Origin of the sequence: Methylobacterium sp. NMS14P (assembly GCF_028583545.1) — a bacterium.
GTDB lineage: Bacteria > Pseudomonadota > Alphaproteobacteria > Rhizobiales > Beijerinckiaceae > Methylobacterium.
Genome location: NZ_CP087106.1, coordinates 5910294 through 5933225, shown reverse-complemented (window position 1 = coordinate 5933225; position 22932 = coordinate 5910294). Strand labels below are relative to the sequence as shown.

General features: G+C 71.6%; 24 protein-coding genes. 11 read left to right on the top strand and 13 right to left on the bottom strand.

The window, feature by feature from the left end; translation table 11 throughout:
- Positions 1–57 precede the first annotated feature (57 nt).
- Positions 58–1425, bottom strand: a complete 1368-nt coding sequence (locus tag LOK46_RS28260; protein ID WP_273561614.1) for a glutamate--cysteine ligase — start codon at positions 1423–1425, stop codon at positions 58–60.
- A gap of 294 nt (positions 1426–1719) precedes the next feature.
- Positions 1720–2472: a 16S rRNA (uracil(1498)-N(3))-methyltransferase gene (locus LOK46_RS28255; RefSeq protein ID WP_273561613.1), complete on the bottom strand. Its 753-nt coding sequence runs from the start codon at positions 2470–2472 to the stop codon at positions 1720–1722.
- A gap of 220 nt (positions 2473–2692) precedes the next feature.
- Here LOK46_RS28255 and LOK46_RS28250 point away from each other — a divergent pair, with 220 nt between their 5' ends.
- On the top strand, positions 2693–3172 hold the full coding sequence (locus LOK46_RS28250; RefSeq protein ID WP_273561612.1) for a hypothetical protein: 480 nt from the start codon (positions 2693–2695) through the stop codon (positions 3170–3172).
- 88 nt (positions 3173–3260) lie between these two features.
- On the top strand, positions 3261–4208 hold the full coding sequence (ubiA, locus tag LOK46_RS28245; RefSeq protein WP_273561611.1) for a 4-hydroxybenzoate octaprenyltransferase: 948 nt from the start codon (positions 3261–3263) through the stop codon (positions 4206–4208).
- Positions 4209–4223: 15 nt separating this feature from the next.
- Here ubiA and LOK46_RS28240 read toward each other — a convergent pair whose 3' ends face one another.
- Entirely contained in the window at positions 4224–4679 is a 456-nt protein-coding gene (locus LOK46_RS28240; protein ID WP_273561610.1) for a DUF6101 family protein, read from the bottom strand.
- A 421-nt stretch (positions 4680–5100) separates the two neighbouring features.
- Here LOK46_RS28240 and LOK46_RS28235 point away from each other — a divergent pair, with 421 nt between their 5' ends.
- A complete protein-coding gene (locus tag LOK46_RS28235) occupies positions 5101–5916 on the top strand; it encodes an inositol monophosphatase family protein (protein ID WP_273561609.1) in 816 nt (271 codons plus the stop codon).
- 41 nt (positions 5917–5957) lie between these two features.
- Here LOK46_RS28235 and LOK46_RS28230 read toward each other — a convergent pair whose 3' ends face one another.
- Positions 5958–6194, bottom strand: a complete 237-nt coding sequence (locus tag LOK46_RS28230) for an AsnC family transcriptional regulator (protein WP_273561608.1) — start codon at positions 6192–6194, stop codon at positions 5958–5960.
- Positions 6195–6411: 217 nt separating this feature from the next.
- Positions 6412–6621, bottom strand: coding sequence for a cold-shock protein (locus tag LOK46_RS28225; protein ID WP_010682786.1), 210 nt, complete (start codon positions 6619–6621; stop codon positions 6412–6414).
- A 317-nt stretch (positions 6622–6938) separates the two neighbouring features.
- Here LOK46_RS28225 and LOK46_RS28220 point away from each other — a divergent pair, with 317 nt between their 5' ends.
- On the top strand, positions 6939–7328 hold the full coding sequence (locus tag LOK46_RS28220; RefSeq protein ID WP_012322268.1) for a hypothetical protein: 390 nt from the start codon (positions 6939–6941) through the stop codon (positions 7326–7328).
- 36 nt (positions 7329–7364) lie between these two features.
- Here the strand turns inward: LOK46_RS28220 and LOK46_RS28215 are convergent, their stop codons facing one another.
- Positions 7365–7568 (bottom strand): hypothetical protein, encoded by a 204-nt coding sequence (locus LOK46_RS28215; RefSeq protein WP_012322267.1) that lies wholly within the window; start codon positions 7566–7568, stop codon positions 7365–7367.
- Between the two features lie 166 nt (positions 7569–7734).
- Between LOK46_RS28215 and LOK46_RS28210 the strand changes: the two genes are divergently transcribed.
- The gene (locus LOK46_RS28210) at positions 7735–8313 is read left to right on the top strand and encodes a type 1 glutamine amidotransferase domain-containing protein (protein WP_273561607.1); all 579 of its coding nucleotides are present in this window, start codon (positions 7735–7737) and stop codon (positions 8311–8313) included.
- Between the two features lie 33 nt (positions 8314–8346).
- Here the strand turns inward: LOK46_RS28210 and LOK46_RS28205 are convergent, their stop codons facing one another.
- Together LOK46_RS28205 and LOK46_RS28200 are read right to left on the bottom strand one after the other, a co-directional pair.
- A complete protein-coding gene (locus tag LOK46_RS28205; protein WP_273561606.1) occupies positions 8347–10002 on the bottom strand; it encodes a calcineurin-like phosphoesterase family protein in 1656 nt (551 codons plus the stop codon).
- Positions 10003–10212: 210 nt separating this feature from the next.
- A complete protein-coding gene (locus LOK46_RS28200) occupies positions 10213–11511 on the bottom strand; it encodes a L,D-transpeptidase family protein (RefSeq protein WP_273561605.1) in 1299 nt (432 codons plus the stop codon).
- Positions 11512–11740: 229 nt separating this feature from the next.
- On the opposite strand from LOK46_RS28200, the gene LOK46_RS28195 reads away from it, so the two are divergent.
- The 5 genes from LOK46_RS28195 (at position 11741) to rcdA (ending at position 16482) form a co-directional block, all read left to right on the top strand.
- Positions 11741–12118 carry a hypothetical protein gene (locus LOK46_RS28195; RefSeq protein WP_273561604.1) on the top strand — a complete coding sequence of 126 codons (378 nt, stop codon included), beginning with the start codon at positions 11741–11743 and terminating at the stop codon, positions 12116–12118.
- Positions 12119–12160: 42 nt separating this feature from the next.
- A complete protein-coding gene (locus tag LOK46_RS28190) occupies positions 12161–13111 on the top strand; it encodes a copper chaperone PCu(A)C (RefSeq protein ID WP_273561603.1) in 951 nt (316 codons plus the stop codon).
- Positions 13112–13255: 144 nt separating this feature from the next.
- Positions 13256–13588, top strand: a complete 333-nt coding sequence (locus tag LOK46_RS28185) for a DUF2946 family protein (RefSeq protein ID WP_273561602.1) — start codon at positions 13256–13258, stop codon at positions 13586–13588.
- A 45-nt stretch (positions 13589–13633) separates the two neighbouring features.
- Positions 13634–15772: a TonB-dependent receptor family protein gene (locus LOK46_RS28180; RefSeq protein ID WP_273561601.1), complete on the top strand. Its 2139-nt coding sequence runs from the start codon at positions 13634–13636 to the stop codon at positions 15770–15772.
- A 179-nt stretch (positions 15773–15951) separates the two neighbouring features.
- A complete protein-coding gene (gene rcdA / locus LOK46_RS28175; RefSeq protein WP_273561600.1) occupies positions 15952–16482 on the top strand; it encodes a protease adaptor protein RcdA in 531 nt (176 codons plus the stop codon).
- Between the two features lie 66 nt (positions 16483–16548).
- Here rcdA and LOK46_RS28170 read toward each other — a convergent pair whose 3' ends face one another.
- Together LOK46_RS28170 and rpmE are read right to left on the bottom strand one after the other, a co-directional pair.
- Entirely contained in the window at positions 16549–17331 is a 783-nt protein-coding gene (locus LOK46_RS28170) for a MetQ/NlpA family ABC transporter substrate-binding protein (protein ID WP_273561599.1), read from the bottom strand.
- Positions 17332–17681: 350 nt separating this feature from the next.
- Positions 17682–17930 carry a 50S ribosomal protein L31 gene (gene rpmE, locus LOK46_RS28165; RefSeq protein ID WP_012322259.1) on the bottom strand — a complete coding sequence of 83 codons (249 nt, stop codon included), beginning with the start codon at positions 17928–17930 and terminating at the stop codon, positions 17682–17684.
- A gap of 240 nt (positions 17931–18170) precedes the next feature.
- On the opposite strand from rpmE, the gene LOK46_RS28160 reads away from it, so the two are divergent.
- Entirely contained in the window at positions 18171–20015 is a 1845-nt protein-coding gene (locus tag LOK46_RS28160; protein ID WP_273561598.1) for an ABC transporter transmembrane domain-containing protein, read from the top strand.
- 72 nt (positions 20016–20087) lie between these two features.
- Here the strand turns inward: LOK46_RS28160 and LOK46_RS28155 are convergent, their stop codons facing one another.
- The 3 genes from LOK46_RS28155 to LOK46_RS28145 all read right to left on the bottom strand — a co-directional run bounded on the left by LOK46_RS28155 (position 20088) and on the right by LOK46_RS28145 (position 22818).
- Positions 20088–20540, bottom strand: coding sequence for a methyl-accepting chemotaxis protein (locus LOK46_RS28155; protein WP_273561597.1), 453 nt, complete (start codon positions 20538–20540; stop codon positions 20088–20090).
- 278 nt (positions 20541–20818) lie between these two features.
- A complete protein-coding gene (locus LOK46_RS28150; RefSeq protein WP_273561596.1) occupies positions 20819–21832 on the bottom strand; it encodes a peptidoglycan -binding protein in 1014 nt (337 codons plus the stop codon).
- Positions 21832–22818, bottom strand: a complete 987-nt coding sequence (locus LOK46_RS28145) for a MotA/TolQ/ExbB proton channel family protein (protein WP_273561595.1) — start codon at positions 22816–22818, stop codon at positions 21832–21834. Before LOK46_RS28145 ends, LOK46_RS28150 begins: the two co-directional genes overlap by 1 nt.
- Positions 22819–22932 lie beyond the last annotated feature (114 nt).

Genomic DNA, 22932 nt, shown 5'->3' with positions numbered 1-22932 from the left:
CCATTAGCACGTTCCAACGGCGATTCGCGCGGGCCGCGAGGGTCGTTCAGGCCGTCGCTAGAAGACGCATTCGGTGAAGGCCGGGCGCACGCAGGCGCCCCAGCGCCCCTCGTAGTCGGCAAGGAGATCCTCGGCCCGCGTGCGTCCGGCCGCGACGATGGCCTCGAGCGGCTGCAGGTAGATCACCTCGTCCCGGCCCTCGGCGTCGCGCCGGCCGCGCGCCCGGAGGCCCGCCCGGGCGATCGCCAGGGCCTCGGCGGCGACGGCCCCGAGCGTGGTTTTGGCCACCGGGGTCGCGAGGCCCAGACGCGGCGCCGTGGCCCGCGCGGCCTCGCGGTTGGCGGGGCTCCACCCCTTCACGAGGTCGAGGGCGGCGTCGAGGGCCGACTCGTCGTAGAGGAGCCCCGCCCAGAAGGCCGCCTGGGCGGCGATCATGCCGGGGTCGCCGACATCGGCGCCGCGCATCTCCAGGAAGCGCTTGAGCCGCACCTCCGGGAAGGCCGTGGAGGCGTGGTTGGCCCAGTCCGAGACCGTGGCGAACTCGCCGGGCATCTGCGGGAGCTTGCCGGCCATCAGGTCGCGGAACGAGGCGCCCGACACGTCGTGGTAGATGTCGCCGCGCTTGACGAAGTACATCGGCATGTCGAGCAGCCAGTCGACATAGGCCTCGTAGCCGAACCCCGCGTCGAAGGCGAAGGGCAGCATTCCGGTCCGGTGGGCATCCGTGTCGCGCCAGATCTCCGACCGCCGCGACAGGAAGCCGTTCGGCCGGCCATCGGTGAAGGGCGAGTTGGCGAAGAGCGCGGTCGCGACCGGCTGCAGCGCCAGGGACGCGCGCATCTTGCGGACCATGTCGGCCTCGGAGGCGAAGTCGAGATTCACCTGCACGGTGGCGGTGCGCAGCATCATGTCGAGGCCGAGGGACCCGACCTTCGGCATGTAGCCGGCCATGATCCGGTACCGGCTCTTGGGCATGACCGGGGTCTCGTCCCGGCGCCATCTCGGACTCATGCCCAGCGTCAGGAAGCCGATGCCCAGGGGATCGGCCACCCGCTTCGTGGCGGCGAGGTGCGTGGCGAGTTCCGCCGCCGTGGCGTGCACGTCGGGAAGCGCCGCGCCGGACAGCTCGAACTGGCCGCCGGGCTCGATCGAGATCGCGCCGCCCGCCTCCGCCGACAGGCCGATGATGTTGCCGAGATCGAGGATCGGCTCCCAGCCGGTCTCGCGCGCCAGACCCTCCAGGAGCGCCCGGATGCCGCGGTCCCCCTCGTAGGGCACCGGCGTCCGGGTCTCGCGGTAGAACGGGATCTTCTCGTGCTCGGTGCCGATCGCGAAGCGCGCGCGCGGTTTCTCGCCCGCCGCGAACCATTCGATCAGTTCGGCGCGCGTGGTGAGCGGCGTAATGTCGTTGCTGTCGCGCGCCATGCGCTGCCTGCCCGTGCGTCTGACCAGTGCCTGGGAACGGGCGCGCCGAACTGCTTCGGCGGATCCACCCGGTACAAACCCGCTCTCGCGAGCGGGATCCGGGCGGACACCCGCCCCCGACCCCGATGAGCACGCGGCGCAGGCGGCGTCCGATCCGGGACATAATCGAGCCGCCGTGAACCCACAACGCGGCGGCCTCGACCGGCGCGCCGCTTCACGTCTGATCCGGCGAAACAATCGGCCGCCGCGGTCCTTCCATGTGCGCGGGCACACATGGATCGGATCGGCGTGCCGTCAGCGCGCGTCGCCGAGCACCGCCTGCACCAGGGTCAGCACGGCGACGGCGGCGGTGTCGGCCCGCAGGATGCGCGGCCCGAGGGAGAGCGCCACGGTGTTCGGCCGCGCCCGAATCAGTACCCGCTCATCCTCCGAGAAGCCGCCCTCGGGGCCGACCAGCACGGCGAGCGGGGGCGGCGTCAGCGGGTCGCCGGCCGCCCGCAGGGCCGCGACGGGGTCGCGCACGGGCGCGTCCTCGTCGCAGAAGACCACGAGGCGCCCGGGCGCGAGGCCCGCGAGCGCGGCCGGGAGGCGCTCGGGCTCGGGACACTCGGGAATCGCCAGGATCCCGCACTGCTCGGCGGCCTCGACGGCGTTGGCCCGCAGCCGGTCCATGTTGACGCGGTCGCCCTGCGTGAACCGGGTGATGACCGGACGGATCGTCCCGGCCCCCATCTCCACCGCCTTCTGCGCGAGGTAGTCGAGGCGGGCGCTCTTCAGCGGGGCGAACAGGTAGTGCAGGTCGGCGCGCCCGGTCTGCGGGCGCGTCTGCGCGGCGACGTGCAGGTCGGCACCCTTGCGACCGGTCTGGACCAGATGCGCGCGCCACTCGCCGTCGCGCCCGTTGAAGACCAGGACCGGATCGTCCGGCCCGCGGCGCAGCACGTTGAGCAAGTAGTTGGCCTGGGCCCGGTCGAGGGGCAGAATCACCCCCGCGGCGAGATCGGCCGCGACGTGGAGGCGCGGAGCGGTGAAGTCGTAGGCCGGCATGGCGGCGTGGTCGCGCGGGCCGGCCGACCTGTCAACGCGGGGTGCGCGACCGAAAGTGTTGCCGAATGGTTACGGGCCCCGGTTTTCCGCAGCCAGTCCACCGATGCATGGCGCAGCCGGTTTGCCGCTCGATTGACGCCACAATCCTATGGCGAACCCAAGGGAACGGAAGAGAGCCGGCCGCTTGCGGAGTCGGCAGGGGCGTCGAGGGAGTCGCGGAATGGCGAAGGGGAGTCTGAAGCTGGGGGCGGCGGTGCTGGTCGGCACCGTCCTGTTCGGCACCGCGGCGTTCGCGCAGAGCGCGGCACCGGAATGCGGCGCCATCCAGAATACCCTGGCCGAGCGCAAGGCCCTGGTCGGCCGCGCCAACGCGGCGTCGCAGTCCAAGAAGAAGATGACCCCGCAGGAGGCCTGCGCCCTGTTCGGGAAGCTCCAGGCCAACGGCGCCGAGGGCATCAAGTGGATCGCTGCCAACAAGGAGTGGTGCTCGATCCCGGATTCCTTCGCCGAGGGCTTCAAGGCCGACCACGTGAAGGTCAGCGGCATCCGCACCAAGATCTGCAGCGTCGCCGCCCAGGCGACCAAGATGGAGGCGCAGGCTCGCGCCCAGGCCCAGGCGCAGGCCGGTGGCGGCGGCGGCGGGCTGCTCGGCGGCCCGGGCTTGACCGGAAGCTTCAAGCTGCCGCAGGGCGCTCTCTGAGATCGTCTGAGAGGATCACGGATCCGGCGCGGGTCCCCCCTCTGCAGCGGCGGGGGATTCACGTGCGGGACGACCGGAGATCCGACCGATGAACGGCACGGTGTTTGACGACGGGCGGCCGGCCGATGCCGTCTCCGGGCACTGGGTCGACCGGCGGGCGCCCCGACCCTGGCGCCCGTACCTGCGCTTGGCCCGGATCGACCGGCCGATCGGCTGGTGGCTACTCCTCCTGCCCTGCTGGTGGTCGGCCGCCCTGGCGGCGATCGCCGCGGATCAGGCCTTTCCGGATCCCTGGCACTGCCTCCTGTTCCTGATCGGCGCGGTGGCGATGCGCGGGGCGGGCTCGACCTACAACGACATCGCCGACCGCGACCTCGACGCGCAGGTCGAGCGCACGCGCCTGCGCCCCCTGCCCTCCGGGCAGGTGCGGCCGCGCCACGCGGCCCTGTTCCTGGTGATCCAGGCCCTGATCGGGCTGGCCGTCCTGCTGCAGTTCAACGCGGAGGCGGTGATCATCGGCCTCTGCTCGCTCCTGCCGGTGGCGATCTACCCGTTCATGAAACGGGTCATGCCGATGCCGCAGGCGATCTTGGGCCTGGCCTTCGCCTGGGGGGCGCTGATGGGCTGGGCCGCCGTGTTCGCCCGCCTCGACCCGCCGGCACTCCTGCTCTACGCGGGCGCCCTGTGCTGGGTGATCGGCTACGACACGATCTACGCGGTGCAGGATATCGAGGACGACGAGATCGCGGGGATCCGCTCCTCGGCCCGCCTGTTCGGCCGGCACGTGCGGCTCGCCGTCGGGCTGTGCTACGCGCTGGCGGCGCTGTTCGTGATGCTGGCGGCGCGCGGCGCCGGAGCGGGGCTCGTCGGGTATCTCGGGGTCGCCGCCTTCGCCGGGCACCTCGCCTGGCAGGTCCTGTCGCTGCGAGAACGCGACGGGCGCGGGGCTCTCACGCTGTTCCGGTCGAACCGGGATGCGGGCCTGATCCTGTTCGTCGGCCTCACCGCCGACGCGCTGCTGCGCAACCTGTTCTAGGCGCGCCCGGCGCCGTCAGGTGCGGGCGATGATCTCGTTCTCGCCGCGGAAGATCTGCGGGCGCGCCGGAAGCCGGCCGGTCTTGCGGCGGGCCAGGAAGCGCGGGCGGCGGCGGCCGAGACCGGCATGGCGGCGGCGGATGCGGACCTGACCGAGAATCAGCCGGCCGACCTGCTGGGAAACCGGGACGAGGAGGCCGTCCTCGCGGACGATCATCCGCACGAGGCCCGTCCGCGCCGCGATATCGCGCCACACGGCGACGACGTCGTCCTCCTCGAAGCTGCCGAGGCGCTGCAGCACGTCCCCCTCGTCATCGACCAGGATCAGGCTGAACCGGTCGGCGCCCACGATCTCCGCGTCCTCGGCGGCGTAAGCGAGCGCGATCCCGACGGCCCGGCGCGCCCCGGAGGCGCGGCCGATCACCGGGAGCGGCGAAGCGACGAAACGGGGCGCGGTGTCGGCACCGTGCATCGGGTGTCCTGCGTGGCTTTTGTCCGTGGCCGGGGAAGTGTTCATCGGTCCGAGTCCCTGGAGCAAGTGGCGGCCGCTGTCGGGCCGTCCGTTATGCCAAGCAAAATCGCACCCGAACTCCTCCGCACCGCTTAAGAGCCGTCGTTAAGCGAATCTGGACAGCGCTGTCATTTGCGGAATGCTCAATGCTTCCTTGAATGCTCAACATTTCCTTGCGCAGATCGATCGTTATCGATCGATCAACCGGCATCCTTGTGGCGCTGCGGGAGGCGCCGTACAACGGGGCGACCGGGCGCGCGATCCTCCGCGCCGGGTCTTCTCAGCCCGAGCGGGTGAGCCCAGGCGGGCCCGGACGTCCGCGTCGCCGGACGGGCGGGACGGCGAGGCCCTCGCGGGCCGCACGGATTCCACGCGGAGCGCGATGCCCGAGCCTCTCACCGACGATGCCGTATCCGCCCTGATGCCGGAACTGCGCGCCGTGATGCGCGAGGCCGCCGACATCGCCCGGCCGTTCTTTCGGTTCGGCGGCCAGACCTCGGCGCGCATCTGGTCGAAGGCCGGCGGCTCGCCGGTGACCGAGGCGGACGTCGCGGTCGATGCCTTCCTGAAGGTGCGCCTGAGCGCCCTCGTGCCGCGGGCCGCGTGGCTCTCGGAAGAGACGGCAGACGACCCCGCCCGCCTCGGCCACGACCTCGTGTGGATCGTCGATCCGATCGACGGGACGCGGGCGTTCCTGTCGGGCCATCCGGACTGGTCGATCGCGGTGGCGCTGCTGTCAGGCGGGGAGCCGCTGATCGGCTTCGTCCACGCGCCGGTGGGCGACGCGGATTACGAGGCCGTGCGCGGGCGCGGCGCGACGCGGAACGGCGAGGCGATCCGCGTCGATCCCAGGCAGAGCCTGACGGGCGCCCGCATCACCGGCCCGAAGCCGATGCTCGACCGCCTGACCCGGGGCGCCGGAGCCGACCCGGATTTCGAGGTGATCGCGCGGATCCCGTCCCTCGCCCTGCGGCTCGCCCGCGTTGCGGACGGGACGGTCGATATCGGGATGATCTCGGGCAATGCCCGCGACTGGGACTTGGCCGCCGCCGACCTCGTTCTTCGCGAGGCGGGCGGCGTGGTCTGCGATTTCTCCGGTGCGGCGACCCCGTACAATCGCGCCGACCCGGTGCACGGCGAGTTGCTCGCCGCACCGGTGGGTCTGCGCGACCCGGTGCTCGCCGCCTGGGAACGCTGAGGCCGAGGCCTCAACGATGCCGCGGAGACCTGCGGGCGGCCTCAGGCCGTCGCGGTCTCGCGGATCCTCACCGCGGTGGGCGCGAGCCCGAGACGCTCGGCGAGATGCCAGTGCAGTTCACGCGGGGAGTGGTAGTTGTAGGACCGGTCGATCAGGTCGCTGAGATCGGCCCCAGTCTGATCCGCGGTCTTGGCCCGCGCCAGCTTGCCCACCCGGAAGGTCGGGGCATCGGTGACGGGGGAACGGACGCCGCGGCGCCGTGTGTACTCGAATAACATCAATGTCTTTTCTTTTCTGGACCGGACGTTGGCTGCGCCCGGCGTCGTTTCTGGGATATTGCCTCCGACGCGACCCAACCCAGGCGGTCTCGCCCGGGACGGCAGCGTCGGAAGGGGGAACCGCGTCTGGCGGTCACTTCAGGCGCCCCCCCGCGACTTCCGTTCGCACGCACTGGTGCGCCGAGAGCCGCAGGAGCCGCTTCAGAACCCGCGACGGTCAGGCCGCCTGCAGGTTACCGGCGGCGTCCTTGCCGCTGCGCTTGTCCGTGAGGATCTCGTAAGTGATCCGCTGGCCTTCGATCAGGTTGCGCATTCCGGCGCGCTCGACGGCCGAGATGTGGACGAACACGTCCTTGCCGCCGTCGTCGGGCTGGATGAAACCGTAGCCCTTGGTCTCATTGAACCACTTCACAGTGCCGGTATTCACGTAGTGTACCTCATTGGTCCATAGGCCATCCGCGCGGCACGAGGGCCGCGTGATGCACCACGGTCTTTCTGGATTTGGCCAGTGCGGCGGGGCGCGAGTCGCTGAACCTTGAACAGCGTCAGCCTCGGTGGGTTAGCCCCCCGAGGACGTATTTAGGCGCAGGCTGCGGCCGCAACAAGGCATGGGCGGCGTATCATCTGCGTCGCAGTCCGGGATCGGGAGGCGGCCGAGCGGCACCGCCCCCTGTGATTCCGGGCATTCACGATGCATATACGGAATGCGCTCAAGCAGTTAAGGCGCGTGGCTCTGGACGATACATGGCAGGCATCTCGGTCTCGCTGGACGGTGCGAACATCCAGCTCTCCTTCCAGAAGGACGATCAGGCGACGGCGGTCGTGATGGATGCCCGCGCCGCCCGAGCGTTGGTGCGCGCCGTCGGGCAACTCCTCACGGCGATCGACGACACCGACGAGCCCGACATGGCCGACGAGATGGGCGACGAGGAGGTCGCCATGCTCGACGTGACGTCGTCGGCGATCGAGATCGGCACCGACGACGAGGGCCAGGCGGTGGTGGCCCTGCAGGCCGGCGCTCTGCCGCCGTTCCAGCTCCGCCTGACGGACGAGGAGGCCCGCCACGTCGTGACGAGCCTCTCCGAGATCCTCAATGCCCCACGCGACGTGCGGACCTCGCACGGCGGCCACTGACCGCCGGGCGCGTCGCCGTCACGGGCGCGACCACAATCACATGCGCGTGCCGGGATCCGTCGGCGTGCCGGGGAAGATGTCCGGCTCGGAGCCCGGACCGCCGGGCTCACCGATCCCCGGATCGTTGACCGGGTACGGCGTGCGCGGGCCGGTCGGGCCGATATCGGGCTCCTCTTCGGGCGTCGGCGGGGGCGGCGGCAGGTCGCCGGGCGTGGGCTCGGGAAGGCCGGGATTGGCCATGACGCGACTCCTGGTGGTTGGGATGGGGACCAACGGGCCGCCCTCGCGGGGGTTCCGATCGCCGGTCCGGCGTCCGTTTCCGGACGCAATCGGGCGGCCGAGGGTGGCGGGAACGGGCGGGGCGACCCTCCGTTAGCCGGGCTGATCCCCGAACCGGAGCCCCGCCATGCCCGACATCCGCCAAGCCAAGATCCTGATCCTCGCCACCGACGGTTTCGAGGAGAGCGAGCTGACCGTCCCGCAGGCGAAGCTGGCCCAGGCCGGCGCCGCGGTGACCGTCGCCGCCCCGCAGTCGCGCCAGAGCAAGGGCACGATCCGCGGCTGGGACAAGACCGACTGGGGCAAGGCGGTCGCGGTCGACACCGACTTGGAGCAGGTCGACCCCGCATCCTACGATGCCCTCGTCCTCCCGGGCGGCCAGATCAACCCGGACAAGCTCCGGCTCGAGCCCCGGGCGCTCGCCCTGATCAAGAGCTTCCTCACGTCCGGCAAGGTCGTGGCCGCGATCTGCCACGCCCCGTGGCTGCTCATCGAGACCGGCGCGGCCAAGGGCCGCGATCTGACCTCATTCAGCTCGATCCGGACCGACGTGATCAACGCCGGCGGCCGCTGGCACGACGAGGAAGTCGTGACCGATCACGGCATCGTCACGAGCCGCAACCCTGGCGACCTCGACGCCTTCTGCGCGAAGATCGTCGAGGAGATCCAGGAGGGCGGCCACGGCGCCCGCCAGCTGGCGGCGTGACCCGCGGGGGCGCCGGACGGCCGGCGCCCGCGCTCAGCCGCGGCCGCGCTCGCCGGTGACCTCCAACACCGCGAAGCCGCGGATCGGGCGGCCGTACTCGTCCGTGCCCTCCACGGTCACGCGGTGGCCGCCCGGGGCGAGGTCGTCCGGAAGCCGTGCCGTCCAGATATGGGTCGAGGGCATCGCCTTCACCCAGCTCTTCTTGGTCTCCGGGTAGCGCTCGTAGAGCTCGGTGACGAACGGGTCGAGGCGGCGGGTGCGCGCCATCGGCCGGGGCGGCGCGTCGCCGACCCGGAACGCGAGCTGCGTGCGCGGGCCGCCGTCGAACACGTTGACCACCAGGGTCGTGTCGGCGAGCGCGTCCTGCGGCACCGGCGGCCGGAGCCCCTGCACGGGCCGGGTCCAGCGCACCACCTCGGGCGCGCCGGCCCGCAGCTCGCTCTCGAACAGGATCCGCATGGTCTCGTCCGGCTGACCCTGCGCGGCGACGTAGCGCGTCGTGTAGTCGGTGCCGCGGATCGACAGGACGTGGAACCCGTTCGGCGTGCCGTCGCGGCTGTCGGCCGAGGGGATGCCCGTGCGGGTGTCGGGACCGCTCCACCACGAGCCCGAGACGGCGGTGAGCACGTGATGGTGGTGCCCGTCGGCGAGGTAGTGGTGCTCGGTCGTGTGGGTGTGGCCGGCGAGGCTCAGCACCTTGCGGCCGGCGAGCAGCTCGAGGAGCGCGGCGCGGTCGGTGGTGTGAGTGCGGGGCTCTTCGGGGCCGGTTTCGGTGTGCAGGGGGATGTGCATGGCCAGCACGATCAGGTCGTCCCGCGGGATCTCGGCCAGGAGGTTGCGCAGGAAGGCCAGGCCGCGCTCACCGATCCGGCCCCGGTAGGTGTTGGCGCCGACCGGCACCGGCGGCCCCAGCCACTCGACGTTGTCGAGCATCACGAACCACGCCCGGCCGTGCCGGAACGCGTAGGTCGGCGCGCCGAATACCCGCTTCCAGGTCTCGCGGCTGTAGCGCGCGTCCGGCGCCTGCATGTTGAGGTCGTGGTTGCCCGGCAGGCTGTACCAGGGCAGGCCGATCCGCCCGACGATCCGGTTGGAGCGACCGTAGAGCGAGAGATCGTCGAACAGCACGTCGCCGGTGGTCAGACCGAACGCCGCCGGGATCGCCATGGCGCGGGCGACCGCGGTGTCCCGCACGTGGTCCAGTTCGAACCGGCTCTCGGGCTGGGGATCGGTGAACAGCACGACGTCGAAATCGTCCGGCTCGTCCGCGCGGGTCAGGGTGAAGTCGATCGAGGCCGGGAGCGGTCCGGTGGGCGCGAGCCCGCGATAGCGCAGACCCAGCTCGGCGGGCGTGCCGCCGGGCTGGTGGATGTAGGAGTGGCGCGGCACGTTGTCGGCGTCGCGCGGCAGGGCGTAGCCCGGTGGCTTGATGACGAAGACCGCGCCGTCGCCCGGCATCGGCAGGCGGTAGCGGCCCCGGTCGTCGGTCCGGGCGATCTCGCGACCGTTGGACACCAGCACGCCCCGCAGCGGGACCGGCTCCCCGCCGGCCGCGTCGCGCGCGGAGACGATCCCGGTGGCCTCCGCGGCCTCCTGCGCGCCGGCCCGGCCCGCGACGAGGCTGAGGGCGGCGACGCCCGCCACGGTGCTCCGGCGGGTCAGGCTTCCGCGTTGGGTGTCGCGCGACATGGACGGCTCCTGCACGGCTTCGCGGCGCGTCGTCCCGTGGCCGGCAACCGGCATCCGGGACGCAGCCCCTGCGGCCAAGCAGACGCGTTTGACCTCCGGATGACAGGGTCGGCCCCGAACGCGCGAGGCCCGCGCCTCGGCTGAGGGGCGGGCCTCGGATCGGGTTCGACGGGCGGGCGTCGCCGGGAGCGGCCGGCGCCCGCGGAGCGACTACTCCTCGTCGCCGGGCTCGAAGGTCTGCGGCATCGGCTCGGCGCTGGCGACCGGGGTCGGCGCGCCGATGGTCGAGGGCACGTTCACGCCGTCGCGCTTGTAGATGTCGTCGCGGAACTGGACGATGCCGTCCGGGGTCGACCAGGCGGTGATGTAGGTCCAGTAGACCGGCACCGGCTGGGAGATGTTGGCGTCGATGCGCTTGCCGCTCTCGATCGCCTCCTCGACCTTCTGACGGTCCCAGCCGGGCGTGTCCTTCAACAGCCACGTGATGTACTCGCGCACGTTCTGCACGCGCACGCAGCCCGAGGAGATGAAGCGGAAATCGTCGCCGAACACGCCCTTCGTGTTCGTGTCGTGCATGAACACGCCGTAAGGGTTCGGGATGTTGATGCGGACGATGCCCATCGAGTTGAAGTCGGCGCCCGAATCCTGCCGGTAGGTGTAGCGGGTACCCTCGTCCGAGAACCAGTTCACCGACTTCGGCGAGACCTCGGAGCCGTTCGACAGGATCCGGATCTTGTTGTCCGTGAGGTAGTTCGGATCCTTCTGCATCTTCGGGATCAGGTCCTTCTTCACGATGGAAGCCGGGACCGTCCAGGTCGGGTTGAAATTGATCTGCGTCGCCTTGGTGTTCATGATCGGCGACTGGCGGTCGATCTTACCAACGCCGGCGGCGTGGAGCGTGACGACCTGCCCGTTCTCGACCGTCTCGACGAGCGCGGCCGGGATGTTGGTGATCACGAAGCGCCGGCCGAGATCGCCCGAGTAGGAGCGCAGGCGCACGACGTTGATCTCGAGCTGGCGCAGGCGCACCTCGGCCGGCACGTTCATGGCCTGCTGGGTGGCGGGGGTCATCGCGCCGGTCTGGCTGAGGCCGTGCCGCGCCTGGAACCGCTTCACGCCCGCTGCGACGTAGGAATCGTACACGCCGGAGCTGCCGGCGGCCGGATCGAGGTCACCGGTGACGATCAGGCGCTGGCGGATGGCCGCCACGGCCGGGCCGCGCGAGCCGATCCGCAGGTGGTCGGCGCCGGAAACCTGCCGCCAGCCGCCGCGGGCGACGATGTCCTTGTAGCGCTCCACCATCTGGTCGGTGGACGTCACGGTCTGGGGCGAGAGGATCGGCACCGTCTCGCGCTGCACCTGCATGCCGGCGGGCGAGGCGTAGTCCTGCGCCCACTCGGCCTGGGCATAGTTGCCCTGATCGCGGGCTTGGGCGCCGCCGAAGCCGAGCGCGCCGAGAGCGGCAACGCTGAGGATCGCGGTGAACCGGTTTTGTGCCTTCTTGCGCATCGGTCGCTGGCTCTGGTCCGGGGTTCGTCAGGTCGTGACGGGAGCGGATTGTCTCTGCCGCCACGGTGTCGGGATGGCGTTAAGACTCCCTATCGAAGGGGCCGGAATGTGGCGTCGCCGTGCGCCAGCGCACGCTGCGTTTCGGTGCGGCACCCTGGCAACAGCCATCGGCGCGCCGGTGTGGCAGGGATGCCATAGCGGTCCGGTTCGGATGGCGCGCGGGAGCAGCATGGATTCGGGCGAGGCCCTTTCGGATCGAGGTGTCGGGCCGGCCCTGCGGGCCGTGATCGCCGTTCTGGCGCTCTACGCCCTGCTTCTCCAGGCCTTTCTCGGCGGCTTGATGCCCTTGCCGACGACGACCGACGGTCTCTGCGCGCAGCATTCCGACGGACCCGCCGTACCGGGCGCGCCCGTCCCCCACGGCCACGGCGATTGCTGCACGGCGGCCCAGGTCACCGGGCCGGCGCTCCCGCCGCGACCGGCCGCCATCGGCGTCCGGTGGGCCGTGGCCGTGAACCGCCACCCGGCCTGGCCCCTCACCCGAAGTGTCGGCGCCCGCGCGCCGCCCGGCACCATCGCGTCCCCGAGGGGGCCGCCGACCGCCTGAGCGATCACCACCTCTCGGATCTCTCAGGACGGATGTACTCCCATGAAGACCCTTGTCTCGGCCGCCCTCGGCCTCGGGCTGCTCGCTTCCGCGGCGCAGGCCCACGCGGTGCTGGAACGCAAGCAGGCCGCCCCCGGCGCCCCGTATCGCGGCGTCGTCCAGATCATGCACGGCTGCAACGGCAAGCCGACCACCCGCGTCAGCGTCACCATCCCGGAGGGCCTCGTCGGCGCCAAGCCGATGCCGAAGCCCGGCTGGACCCTCGCGACGACGCGCGGCCCCTACGCCAAGACCTACGCGACCCACCACGGCACGGCCTCGGAGGGCGTGACGGCGATCACCTGGAGCGGCGGCTCCCTGCCGGACGACCAGGTCGACGAGTTCACCTTCCTGGCGCAGGTCGCCGGCACGTTCGAGCCCGGCGCGACTGTCTACGTCCCGGTCCAGCAGGATTGCGCGGAGGGCAGCTATTCCTGGTCGGAGATCCCCAAGGCCGGTCAGGACGCCCACGACCTGAAGGCGGCCGCTCCGTCCTTCCGGATCGTTCAGGTCGCCCAGGCGGCCGCGGCCGCGGCGACCGTGAAGGCCGGTGACCTGACGATCGAGACGCCGTGGCTGCGCGCCACGCCGAACGGCGCCAAGGTCGCCGGCGGGTACGTGCGCATCACCAACACGGGGAGCGCGCCGGACACGCTCACGGGCGCGACGGTGCCGTTCGCCAAGAGCAGCGACATCCACTCCATGTCGATGGAGGGCGGCGTCATGAAGATGGCGCCGGTCACGGGCGGCCTGACCATCAAGCCCGGCGAGACCGTGGAGCTGAAGCCCGGCGGCTACCACCTCATGTTCGAGGACCTGACCGGCGCGCCGAAGGCGGGCGAGACCGTCGCGGGGACGCTCACCTTCCAGCGGGCCGGCGCCGTGCCGGTGACCTTCACGGTGGCGCCGATCGGCGCGGGCGCGCCGGGCGGCCAGCACCAGCACCAGCACTAGCCGCCCGGACGGAGCATCGGCCGCCGGGCGACCGCCGTGACGCGAGCAGATCCACGAGGCCGGGCCGCCGCGGCGCCCGGCCGTCGCGGCCGCGCGGACCTTCGGGTCGCCCGCGCGCGGTCGGCGCGCGCGCTCGCCCGGATCGTGGCATTCCTCGCCCTCTACGCCCTGTCGCTGCAGGGCATCCTCGGCGGTCTGGCGTCCGCCGCCGCGGGGCCCACCCACATCCTCTGCCTCGCCGATGATGGCCAGACCGATCCGGCACCGGCCGGCAAGCACCTGCCGGCCCATCACGGCGGGGATTGCTGCGTCGCCTGTCACGCGGCCGGCCCGGCCACCCTTCCGGCGCCGTCGACCGTCACCGCCATCCCGGTCGCCCGCTCTGCGGCGACCGCCGGCCCGCGGCCGCGACGCGTCGCCCTCCCGCGGGCGCCCCCGCGTCCCGGTCTCGGAGCCCGCGCCCCACCCGTCGTCTGACCGATCGCCGCGCCCTCCCCGATCGCCAGACACGGATTCCGCCCCATGCCCCGCCAGTTCCGGGCCGGCCGACGCGCCGCGCTCCTGCTGTTCACCTGCGCGACGCCGGCCGCAGCGCAGACCCCGACACCGTCCGCCGCCTCGGTCACGCTGTCCGAACTCAGCGTCGTCGGCGCCGCCACGGACGCGCCGTCGAACGAGACCCGCGGCTCGCTCACGGTGCCAAGCGTCGACCGCCAGAGGGCCACCCTCGCGGGGACCGTCGGCTCCGTGGCCTTCGTCGACGCCGCGGCGCTCCAGGATCGCTACACCAACACGCTCCGCGACGTGCTCAAGGAAGTGCCCGGCGTCTACGTTCAGGAGCGCTACGGGCAGGAGCTGCGCCTGTCGGTCCGCGGCTCGGGCATCGCCCGCGCCTTCCACCTGCGCGGGCTGGAGCTGCTGCAGGACGGGATCCCGCTCAACCTCGCGGACGGGAGCGGCGACTTCTATCAGGTCGACCCGCTCGCCCTGCGCTCGGTGGAGGTCTACAAGGGCGGCAACGCCCTCACCTTCGGGGCGACGACGCTCGGCGGCGCCGTCAACGCCGTCACGCCCACGGCCTACACGGCGCTGGCACCCAACATCCTGCGGGTCGACGGCGGAAGCTTCGGCACGATCCGCGAGCAGGCCCAGATGTCCCGCATCGACGGGCCGCTCGACGCGTTGGTCAACGCGACGCTGACCAACTCCGACGGGTTCCGCGCCCACGAGGCCCAGGCCACGAAGAACTTCAACGCCAATATCGGCTACCGGATCGCGCCCGACATCGAGACCCGCTTCTATCTCGGCACCTACCTCACCGATCAGAAGCTGCCGGGCACCCTGACCCTCGGCCAGAGCCTCTCCACCCCGACGCTGGCCAACCCGACGGCGATCACCGGCAACCAGTCCCGCAAGGTCGAGACGGAGCGGATCGCGAACCGCACCTCGTTCCTGCTCGACGTGGGCCAGCTCGACGTCGACACCTGGGCGATTCACAAGAGCCTGTACCACCCGATCTTCCAGGCGATCGACCAGGACGGCTGGACCTACGGGATCAGCCCGCACTGGGCCGGCACCGTCGATCTCGGCGGCTTTCGCGACGACGTGGTGCTGGGTCTGCGGGCCTTCGCGGGCCAGAACTCCGCGCTGCAATTCGTCAATGTCCGCGGGCAGCGGGGCGCGCAGACGCTCAACGCCCTCCAGAGCGCCTCGAGCGTCGAGGCCTACGGCGAGAACCGCTTCTGGTTCCTGCCGGACGTGGCGCTGATGACCGGCGCGAAGGCGTTCTCGTCGAACCGGACCTTCAGCGACAAGGGCGGGCTGCCGGGCAACCCGAACCCGCGCTTCGCCGACGTGACCTACGAAGGCGTCAACCCCAAGGTCGGCCTGCTGTGGCAGCCGCGGCCCGACATCCAGATCTTCGGCGACGTCGTCCGGTCCCGGGACGTGCCGGACTTCTCCGACCTCGTGCAGCAGAACCTGCTGAGCACCACCTTCGTGCCCCTGCGGGCGCAGCGCGCCTGGACCTACGAGGCCGGCGCCCGCGGCCGCGTCGACCGCCTCGCCTTCGACGTGACGCTCTACCGCTCGGACCTGCGCGACGAGCTGATCAACTTCGCGACCAATCCCGGCCTCAACATCCCGGCCGCCACCTTCAACACCCCCCGCTCCGTCCACCAGGGCGTCGAGGCGGCCGTCACCCTGGACGTCGCCCGCGACCTCGCGGCGGCGGGCGACGGTCTCAGCGTGACCCAGATCTGGACCCACAACGACTTCCGGTTCGTCGGCGACCCGGTCTTCGGCAACAACCGCATCGCGGGCATCCCGGCGGACGTGCTGCGGACCGTCCTGAGCTACCGGCACCCGCGCGGTTTCCACGTCGCGCCGTCGCTCGACTGGGTGCCGCAGGGCGCCTTCGCCGATCACGCCAACACCTTGCGGGTGCCCGGCTACGCCCTGCTCGGCGTCGAGGCCGGCCTCGACCTCGCCGACGGCGTCGCCCTGTTCGTGGATGCCCGCAACCTCACGAATGCCCGCTACGTCTCGGACATCGCCGTGGTGGCCAACGCCGGCGCGACGGCGGGCGGTCCGGGCGCGCTGGCCGCGTTCTATCCCGGGAGCGGCCGCAGCGTCTTCGGCGGTATCCGCGCCTCGTTCTGAGCGCGCGTGCCGCCATCCGGGGCTCTTCTCCAGATCCCGGGAGGCGAGTTAAGGTTAAAGAAACATGAACCCTGCCGTCCGGGCCAATCGGCGCTAAGATTGCGGCGTCGTCCGAAAGCCACGGACGGAGCGTCCCGGATCGGAACGAGCCGGGCCGTCGGACGGCACAGGAGAGGCAGATGAACGGCTTCGATGTCACGTTCCGGGACGATCAGGACTGGGTCGATTTCGGCAGGTCCTACGTCAACTCGGAGGCCTTCAAGGCGCTGTTCCGCGACGGGATGACCCTGGTCGAGGAGACGGCCGCCTATCTCGACGGCGAGGGCCGCGACGAGTCGCGCCTCGTGTCCCGGGACGCGACACTCAGCTACGCGGCCGAGAGCATGCGCCTGACCACGCTGCTGATGCAGATCGCCTCTTGGCTCCTCGTGCAGCGCGCCGTCGCCGAGGGCGAGATGACTTCGGCCGAGGCCCTCCAGGAGAAGCACCGGGTCAAGCTTGGCACGGCCGAGCCGCCGAAGCAGCAGGATTTCAACCTGCTGCCGATGCGCCTGCAGCAGCTGATCCTCCGGGCCCGGCGCCTGCACAGCCGCATCCTGCACCTCGACGCGCTGATCGCCGAGGACCGGCCGACGCCGCAGCCGGTGGAGAGCCCCGTCGCCGCGCAGCAGGGCCTGCTGCGGATGGCGTTCCGGATGAGCGAGGGCTGAGCAAGAGCCGGGCGACGCTCCGGGGAGCGCCGCTGCCGCGCAGGGCCGGCGTGCCGGCCCCGGCGCTCAGAACGCCGGGAATTGGCCCGGGAACTGCTCCTTCAGGATCTGGCGGATCGCGTCGTTCTGGAAGGCGTGGACCAGCTTCGGCACCCAGGGCTTCTGCGTGTCCGCCTCGCGGACGACGATCACGTTGTTGTAGGGGTTGTTGACCTTGGACTCGATCGCGATGGAGTCCTTGCCCGGCGTCAGACCCGCATCGACGGCGTAGTTCGTATTGATCACCGCGGCGTCGAGATCCTCGAGGCTGCGGGGCAGCTGCGCGGCGTCGACCTCCTGGAACTTCAGGCGCTTGGGATTGTCGACGACGTCGAAGACCGTCGGCAGCAGGCCGACGCCGTCCTTCAGGCGGATCAGCTTCTCGGCCTGCAGCAGCAGGAGCGCCCGGCCGCCGTTCGACGGGTCGTTCGGGATGCCGATCTGCGCCCCGTCCTTCAGGTCCCCGACGGCCTTGACCCGCTTGGAGTACAGGCCGATCGGCGTCACGATCGTCTCGCCGACGGGGACGATCTTGTAGCCCCGCGCCTTGATCTGGTTGGCGAGAAACGGCTTGTGCTGGAAGGCGTTGGCGTCCAGGTCGCCGGAGTGGAGCGCCTCGTTCGGCAGCAGGTAGTCGGAGAACACCACCAGGTTGATGTCGAGCCCGTCGCGGGCCGCGATCTCCTTGGCCTTCGCCCAGAGGACTTCGGCATCCCCGCCCATGATGCCGACCTTGATCTTGTCCGCGGCCACGGCCGGCCCGGCGGCCAGAGCGATTAGGGCGAGGACCAACAGCAGCAGACGTCTCATCGTATCTCGATCCTAGCAGTGCGTCCGAAGACGATCGGCCCTTGGACAGGCAGGGGCGCCAGCACGCCCGCCGCGGCTGACCGGAGAAGGATACGACGACCCAGCCGCGCTTTGAATGAACCGGCAGCGACCGACCCCGGCGGCGAAGGCCGCGGGCGCGGCCGGCATGAGAAGAAGCGTTTCCGCCCGCGCGCGCGGACGCGCGGTTAGCCGCGCGGTCCGCGCGATCTTTGCAAACGCGTCCTGTGGATAACGCGCGCCGCCGCAACCGTTCGACGTCACGCACGAAAACGGGCGGCCCCGCCAGGGACCGCCCGCCTCGAACAGCATCACCGTGTGGGCTGCGGCGCTCAGCGCTTGCCGAGGTTGCCGAACCGCGAGTTGAAGCGCGACACGCGGCCGCCGCGGTCGAGCATCTTCTGCTCGCCACCGGTCCAGGCCGGATGGGTCAGCGGATCGATGTCGAGATTGAGGGTGTCGCCCTCCTTCCCGTAGGTCGAACGGGTCTGGTACTCGGTACCGTCCGTCATCACGACCTTGATGAAGTGGTAATCGGGGTGCTCGGTCCCCTTGGCCTTCGCGGCCGCGTCCTTCGCCATGACCCTGGTCCCTGTCTGGCACGCCGGCGGGAAGCGCAGGAGGCGCCGCCCGGCCCGGAATGCGGAAGATGTCACCGGTTGCACCGAACCATGGGTTCGTGGCAACGGCACGTCCAAGCCGACCGTGGTGGCGGCCCGCGGCCATTGAACACACGCAATCGGATGAGCGGCGGCCTATACCGCAGCCGCTCCCCGGTCACAAGCGCCGCGGACCGGGAGAACGACAACACGTGAGGCGTGATGGCCCGTAAGACCAAGGCGGCCGCGGCCGGCCGACCCAGAGCCCCGCTGAGCGCCCTCCGGCCGCTCCTTCCCTTCGCGCTGCGCTACCGGGTGCGGATCGCCGCGGGGCTCGTCGCCCTCATCTGCGCGTCGGCCTCGACGCTGGTCGTCCCGATCGCCATGCGCCGGGTCATCGACCACGGCTTCACCGCCGACGGCTCGGGCGTGATCGACGCCTACTTCCTCGCCCTGCTCGGCGTCGTCGCGGCCTTCGCGCTGTCGAGCGCCGCCCGCGTCTACACGGTGGTGACGCTGGGCGAGCGGGTGGTCGCGGACCTCCGCAGCGCCGTCTTCGCCCGGCTGACCCAGCTGGACCCCGCCTTCTTCGACCGGGCGCAGTCCGGCGAGATCGTCTCGCGGCTCACCGCGGACGCGACGCAGATCAAGTCGGCCTTCGGCGTCTCGGTCTCGATCCTGCTGCGCAACCTGTTCCTGTTCGTGGGCGCCACCGCCATGATGGTGGTGACGAGCCCGCGCCTCTCGGTGATGGTGCTGGCCGCGATCCCGATCATCGTCTTCCCGCTGATCGTGTCGGGCCGCGGCGTGCGCCGGCGCTCCCGGGCGGCCCAGGACCGGCTCGCCGAGGCCTCGGCCTACGCGGCCGAGGCGGTCGGGGCGGTGCGGACGATGCAGGCCTTCGGCCGCTCGGACTCGACGGCGGCCCGGTTCGCGGCGGCCTCCGAGGAGGCCTACGGCGCCGCCCGGGCGTCGGTCCAGGCCCGCGCGCTGCTCACCGGCGTCGCGATCTTCCTGATCTCGGCCTCGGTGGTCGGGGTGATGTGGTACGGCGCCCAGGGCGTCCTGAACCACACGATGACGGGCGGCGAACTCTCGCAGTTCGTGCTCTACGCCGTGTTCGGCGCCGGCGCCCTCGGCCAGCTCTCCGAGGTCTACGGCGACCTCGCCATGTCGGCCGGCGCGGCCGAGCGGCTCACCGAGATCCTCGCGACGGAGCCGGCGATTCGCGCACCGTCCCCGGCCCTGCCGCTGCCCGAGCCGGCGCGGGGCGCGGTGACCTTCGAGGACGTGCGCTTCGCCTACCCCACCCGCCCGGAGCACGCCGCCCTCGGCGGGCTGAGCTTCGCGGCCGCGCCCGGCGAGCGCATCGCCATCGTGGGGCCCTCCGGGGCCGGCAAGTCGACGGTGTTCCAGCTGCTGCTGCGCTTCTACGATCCGCAGGGCGGCCGGATCCTGGTCGACGGCGCCGACATCGCCCAGGTCGATCCCGAGCGCCTGCGCGCCCGCATCGCCCTGGTGCCCCAGGATCCCGTCGTGTTCTCCGGCACCGTCACCGAGAACATCCGCTACGGGCGTCCGGAGGCCGACGAGGCGGAGGTTCGGCGCGCTGCCGAACTCGCCAACGCGCACGGGTTCGTCTCGGCGCTGCCGCAGGGCTACGCGACCCAGGTGGGCGAGCGCGGCGTGACCCTCTCGGGCGGCCAGCGGCAGCGCATCGCCATCGCCCGGGCGATCCTCAAGGACGCGCCGATCCTGCTCCTCGACGAGGCCACCTCGGCCCTGGACGCCGAGTCCGAGCGCGCCGTCCAGGCCGCCCTCGCCACGCTGATGCAGGGCCGCACCACGCTGGTGATCGCCCACCGGCTCGCCACGATCCGGGCCGCGGACCGCATCCTGGTCCTCGACGACGGCCGCATCGTCGAGACCGGGACCCACGAGAGCCTGCTGGCCCAGGGCGCGCTCTACGCCCAGCTCGCGAACCTGCAGTTCACCGACGCGCTGGACGAGACGGCGCGGGGCAAGGAGCCCCGGAGCCGGGGCGAGCGCCTGCCGGTCGCCGAGTAGCCGGGCCGCGCCCGGGGCCGCCCGGGGCGGCGCCCGTCCGCGCGACGGATCGCCGGCGCGGGGTGCGCGGCCTCAGTGTGCGGAAGCGGACGCGGCCAGGCGTTGCCCCCGGAGGGCACTGTCCTGCGCCCGCTCCGCCGCGGCCTGGATCTGGCCGACCTGGGCCACGATCGTGTCGGTCGCCCGCGCCATCTGCCCGGCCAGGTCCCTGACCTCCGCGGCCGCGGCCGCGAAGCCCCGGCCCTCTCCGCCGTCGCGGGCCGCCTCGATCGCGGCCCGGAGCGCCATCAGGCTCGTCTGCCCGGCGATGCCTGCCAGGAGGCCGGTCGCCGCGTCGGCCGCCGCCGCAGCCGACGCGGCATCGTCCGCGCCCCGCGCGCCCGCGCGCAGACCGGCCAGGCCGTTCTCGAAGACCTGCACCGCCGCGGCGATCGCGCTGACCTCGTCCCGCAGGGCGACGTGCGGCCGGGGGTGATCGTCGGCTCCGGGCCGAACCGCGTTCAGGGACAGGCTGAGCTTCGACATCGATACGGTCTCCCTGGATCGGCCGCACCATGGGACGTCAAGGATAACGATGCGTTAATCCAGCAGAGCCGCGGCGCGCGCGGGACAAATCGGCGCCCGCCGGAGGAATTACCGCCTATCTCTTCCGGAAACTGGCGGTCGAAGCTTTCGCAAGACAATCGGATGCTGGCTCGATCGGCACATACACCTGGGAATGCGGAGAGAAATCGCCGTGAAACTGGTCACCGGACCCGGCCGCGCGCCGCCACACCCTGTGGCGCCGCGACGGCCCGACAGCGCTAGCGCTCGGTGAGCTTCATCTCGATCCGCCGGTTGCGAGCGTAGGCCTCCTCGGTCGCTCCGGCCTCGAGGGGCTGGAACTCGCCGAAGGCGCCCGCCAGGAGGTGCTGAGGCGGGATCCCCTTGCCGGCGAGGAACTGCACCACCGCGATGGCGCGCGCCGCCGAGAGGGACCAGTTCGACGGGAACTGCGACGTGCTGATCGGGCGCGTGTCGGTGTGCCCGTCGACGCGGAGCACCCAGGGCAGATCCGCCGGGATCTGCTTGGCGAGTTCCGAGACCGCGCCGGCGATGCGGTCGAGCTCCGGCCCGGCCTCGGGCTTGAGGGTCGCGGAGCCGGCCGGGAACAGCACCTCGGATTGCAGCACGAAGCGGTCGCCGACCACGCGGATGTCGGGCCGGTTGCCCAGGATCTGACGCAGGCGGCCGAAGAAGTCGGAGCGGTAGCGGGCCAGCTCCTGAACCTTCTGCGCGAGGGCGACGTTCAGCCGGCTGCCCAGCTCGGCGATCCGGGCCTGGGATTCCTTGTCGCGGCTCTCGGAGGCCGCGAGGGCGTCCTCCAGGGCGGCGAGCTGGCGGCGCATCGCGCTGATCTGCTCGTTGAGCAGGTCGATCTGGGACTGCGCCCGCCGGGTCGCGCCCCGCTCGGCGTCCAGCTGCTTGTCGAGGGTGCCCGCCGCGCCCTGGCTGACCGTCGCGGCCTCGGCCTGCACCTTGGCCCGGTCGCGCTCGGCCTCGACGCCGGCGAGCGTCGTGCGAAGGTTGCGAGCCTCCTCCTCCTGATTGCGACGGTTCGTCCGCTCCAGGGCGAGGAGGTCGGTCAGGTCGGCGATCTGGCGGTTGAGCCTGGCCAGGGTCTCGTCCCGGCCGGTCAGCTCCTGCGACAGGAAGAACTGCCCGACCACGAAGACCGTGAGCAGGAAGACCACTGACAGCAGCAGCGTGGCCAGCGCGTCGACGTAGCCGGGCCAGACGTTGAGCGTCCGCCGGGTCCGGGTCGCCGTGGAGGCCACTAGACGCGCTCCCGGCCCAGCCGGTCGAGCACCTGCTTCAGCTCGCGCTCGCGGCTCGCCTGCGCCTCGACCCAGTCGCGGATCATCTGCTGCTCGGCGCGCATGTGCTGGACGAGACCCTGGATGCCCTCGGCGAGGTTAGTCATCGCCTGCGTCGCCGCGCGGCTGCCGCCGCCCTCGGCCACCAGGGCGCTCAGGCGGTCGACCGCCTCCTTCAGCTCCTGCGTGCCGGCGGCCGGCCGGGACGCGGCAGCCGCCGCGACCGGCGCCGCCTCCTGGGCCGCCGCGCCGGACATCAGCCAATCCTGCAGCTCGTTGTGGAACCGGGCATGGGCCTGGCCCGCCTGCAGCTCCAGGAAGCCGGTGATCAGCGACGAGGCGAGGCCGAACAGCGAGGCTGAGAACGCCAGACCGATGCCTGAGAGCGGCACCGCGAGGCCGGACTTCAGCTCGTCGAACATGACACCGGCATCACCGCCGCCGCGCATGCCCTTGATGACGCCGCCGACCGCCGACAGCGTGTCGATGAGGCCCCAGAAGGTGCCGAGCAGGCCGAGCAGGATCAGGATCCCGGCGATGTAGCGAAGGATCTCGCGGCCCTCGTCGAGGCGCACCGCGATCGTGTCGAGGTAGCCGGTCGTGCCCGGCAGGGTGGCTCCGCCGGCCCGCGCGGCGATCATCGGCGCCATCGGCGCCAGCAGGGCGGGCGGCTTCTTCACCTGCGCGCCGCTGGCGACGGCGTTGACGTAGGCGGTCTCGCGGAACAGCCGGACGACCTGCCCGAAGGCGATCAGGACGGCGATCAGCAGCACACCGAGGATGAGCCCGTTGAGCCCCGGATTGGCCAGGAAGGCCGGTGTGATCTGCCGGAACAGAATGAAGGCGAGGAAGCCTACAAGGATCAGGAAGATGACCATCCGCCCGAGATAGATCCCGGGCTGTGCCAGCGGCCCATTCTTGTCGTCGCCGGTTTCTCGGGCGGCCATCGATCGTTCTAGCCTGATCTCACCACGCGGCAGCCGGCCATCGGCGCCCCTCGGGAGCACTGTGGGGGTAGGCCCGCGCGCGATCAAGTCTCGGGAAGGTCACCGCGGAGCTAT

Coding starts and splice junctions, on each gene's coding strand:
- LOK46_RS28145 (WP_273561595.1), bottom strand. CDS start 22,818: ATGGCCGCCCGAGAAACCGGCGACGACAAGAATGGGCCGCTGGCACAG.
- LOK46_RS28215 (WP_012322267.1), bottom strand. CDS start 7,568: ATGGCCAATCCCGGCCTTCCCGAGCCCACGCCCGGCGACCTGCCGCCG.
- LOK46_RS28210 (WP_273561607.1), top strand. CDS start 7,735: ATGCCCGACATCCGCCAAGCCAAGATCCTGATCCTCGCCACCGACGGT.
- LOK46_RS28170 (WP_273561599.1), bottom strand. CDS start 17,331: ATGAGACGTCTGCTGCTGTTGGTCCTCGCCCTAATCGCTCTGGCCGCC.
- LOK46_RS28155 (WP_273561597.1), bottom strand. CDS start 20,540: ATGTCGAAGCTCAGCCTGTCCCTGAACGCGGTTCGGCCCGGAGCCGAC.
- LOK46_RS28180 (WP_273561601.1), top strand. CDS start 13,634: ATGCCCCGCCAGTTCCGGGCCGGCCGACGCGCCGCGCTCCTGCTGTTC.
- LOK46_RS28235 (WP_273561609.1), top strand. CDS start 5,101: ATGCCCGAGCCTCTCACCGACGATGCCGTATCCGCCCTGATGCCGGAA.
- ubiA (WP_273561611.1), top strand. CDS start 3,261: ATGAACGGCACGGTGTTTGACGACGGGCGGCCGGCCGATGCCGTCTCC.
- LOK46_RS28230 (WP_273561608.1), bottom strand. CDS start 6,194: ATGTTATTCGAGTACACACGGCGCCGCGGCGTCCGTTCCCCCGTCACC.
- LOK46_RS28255 (WP_273561613.1), bottom strand. CDS start 2,472: ATGCCGGCCTACGACTTCACCGCTCCGCGCCTCCACGTCGCGGCCGAT.
- rpmE (WP_012322259.1), bottom strand. CDS start 17,930: ATGGCGAAGGACGCGGCCGCGAAGGCCAAGGGGACCGAGCACCCCGAT.
- rcdA (WP_273561600.1), top strand. CDS start 15,952: ATGAACGGCTTCGATGTCACGTTCCGGGACGATCAGGACTGGGTCGAT.
- LOK46_RS28200 (WP_273561605.1), bottom strand. CDS start 11,511: ATGCGCAAGAAGGCACAAAACCGGTTCACCGCGATCCTCAGCGTTGCC.
- LOK46_RS28195 (WP_273561604.1), top strand. CDS start 11,741: ATGGATTCGGGCGAGGCCCTTTCGGATCGAGGTGTCGGGCCGGCCCTG.
- LOK46_RS28220 (WP_012322268.1), top strand. CDS start 6,939: ATGGCAGGCATCTCGGTCTCGCTGGACGGTGCGAACATCCAGCTCTCC.
- LOK46_RS28250 (WP_273561612.1), top strand. CDS start 2,693: ATGGCGAAGGGGAGTCTGAAGCTGGGGGCGGCGGTGCTGGTCGGCACC.
- LOK46_RS28190 (WP_273561603.1), top strand. CDS start 12,161: ATGAAGACCCTTGTCTCGGCCGCCCTCGGCCTCGGGCTGCTCGCTTCC.
- LOK46_RS28205 (WP_273561606.1), bottom strand. CDS start 10,002: ATGTCGCGCGACACCCAACGCGGAAGCCTGACCCGCCGGAGCACCGTG.
- LOK46_RS28240 (WP_273561610.1), bottom strand. CDS start 4,679: ATGCACGGTGCCGACACCGCGCCCCGTTTCGTCGCTTCGCCGCTCCCG.
- LOK46_RS28260 (WP_273561614.1), bottom strand. CDS start 1,425: ATGGCGCGCGACAGCAACGACATTACGCCGCTCACCACGCGCGCCGAA.
- LOK46_RS28160 (WP_273561598.1), top strand. CDS start 18,171: ATGGCCCGTAAGACCAAGGCGGCCGCGGCCGGCCGACCCAGAGCCCCG.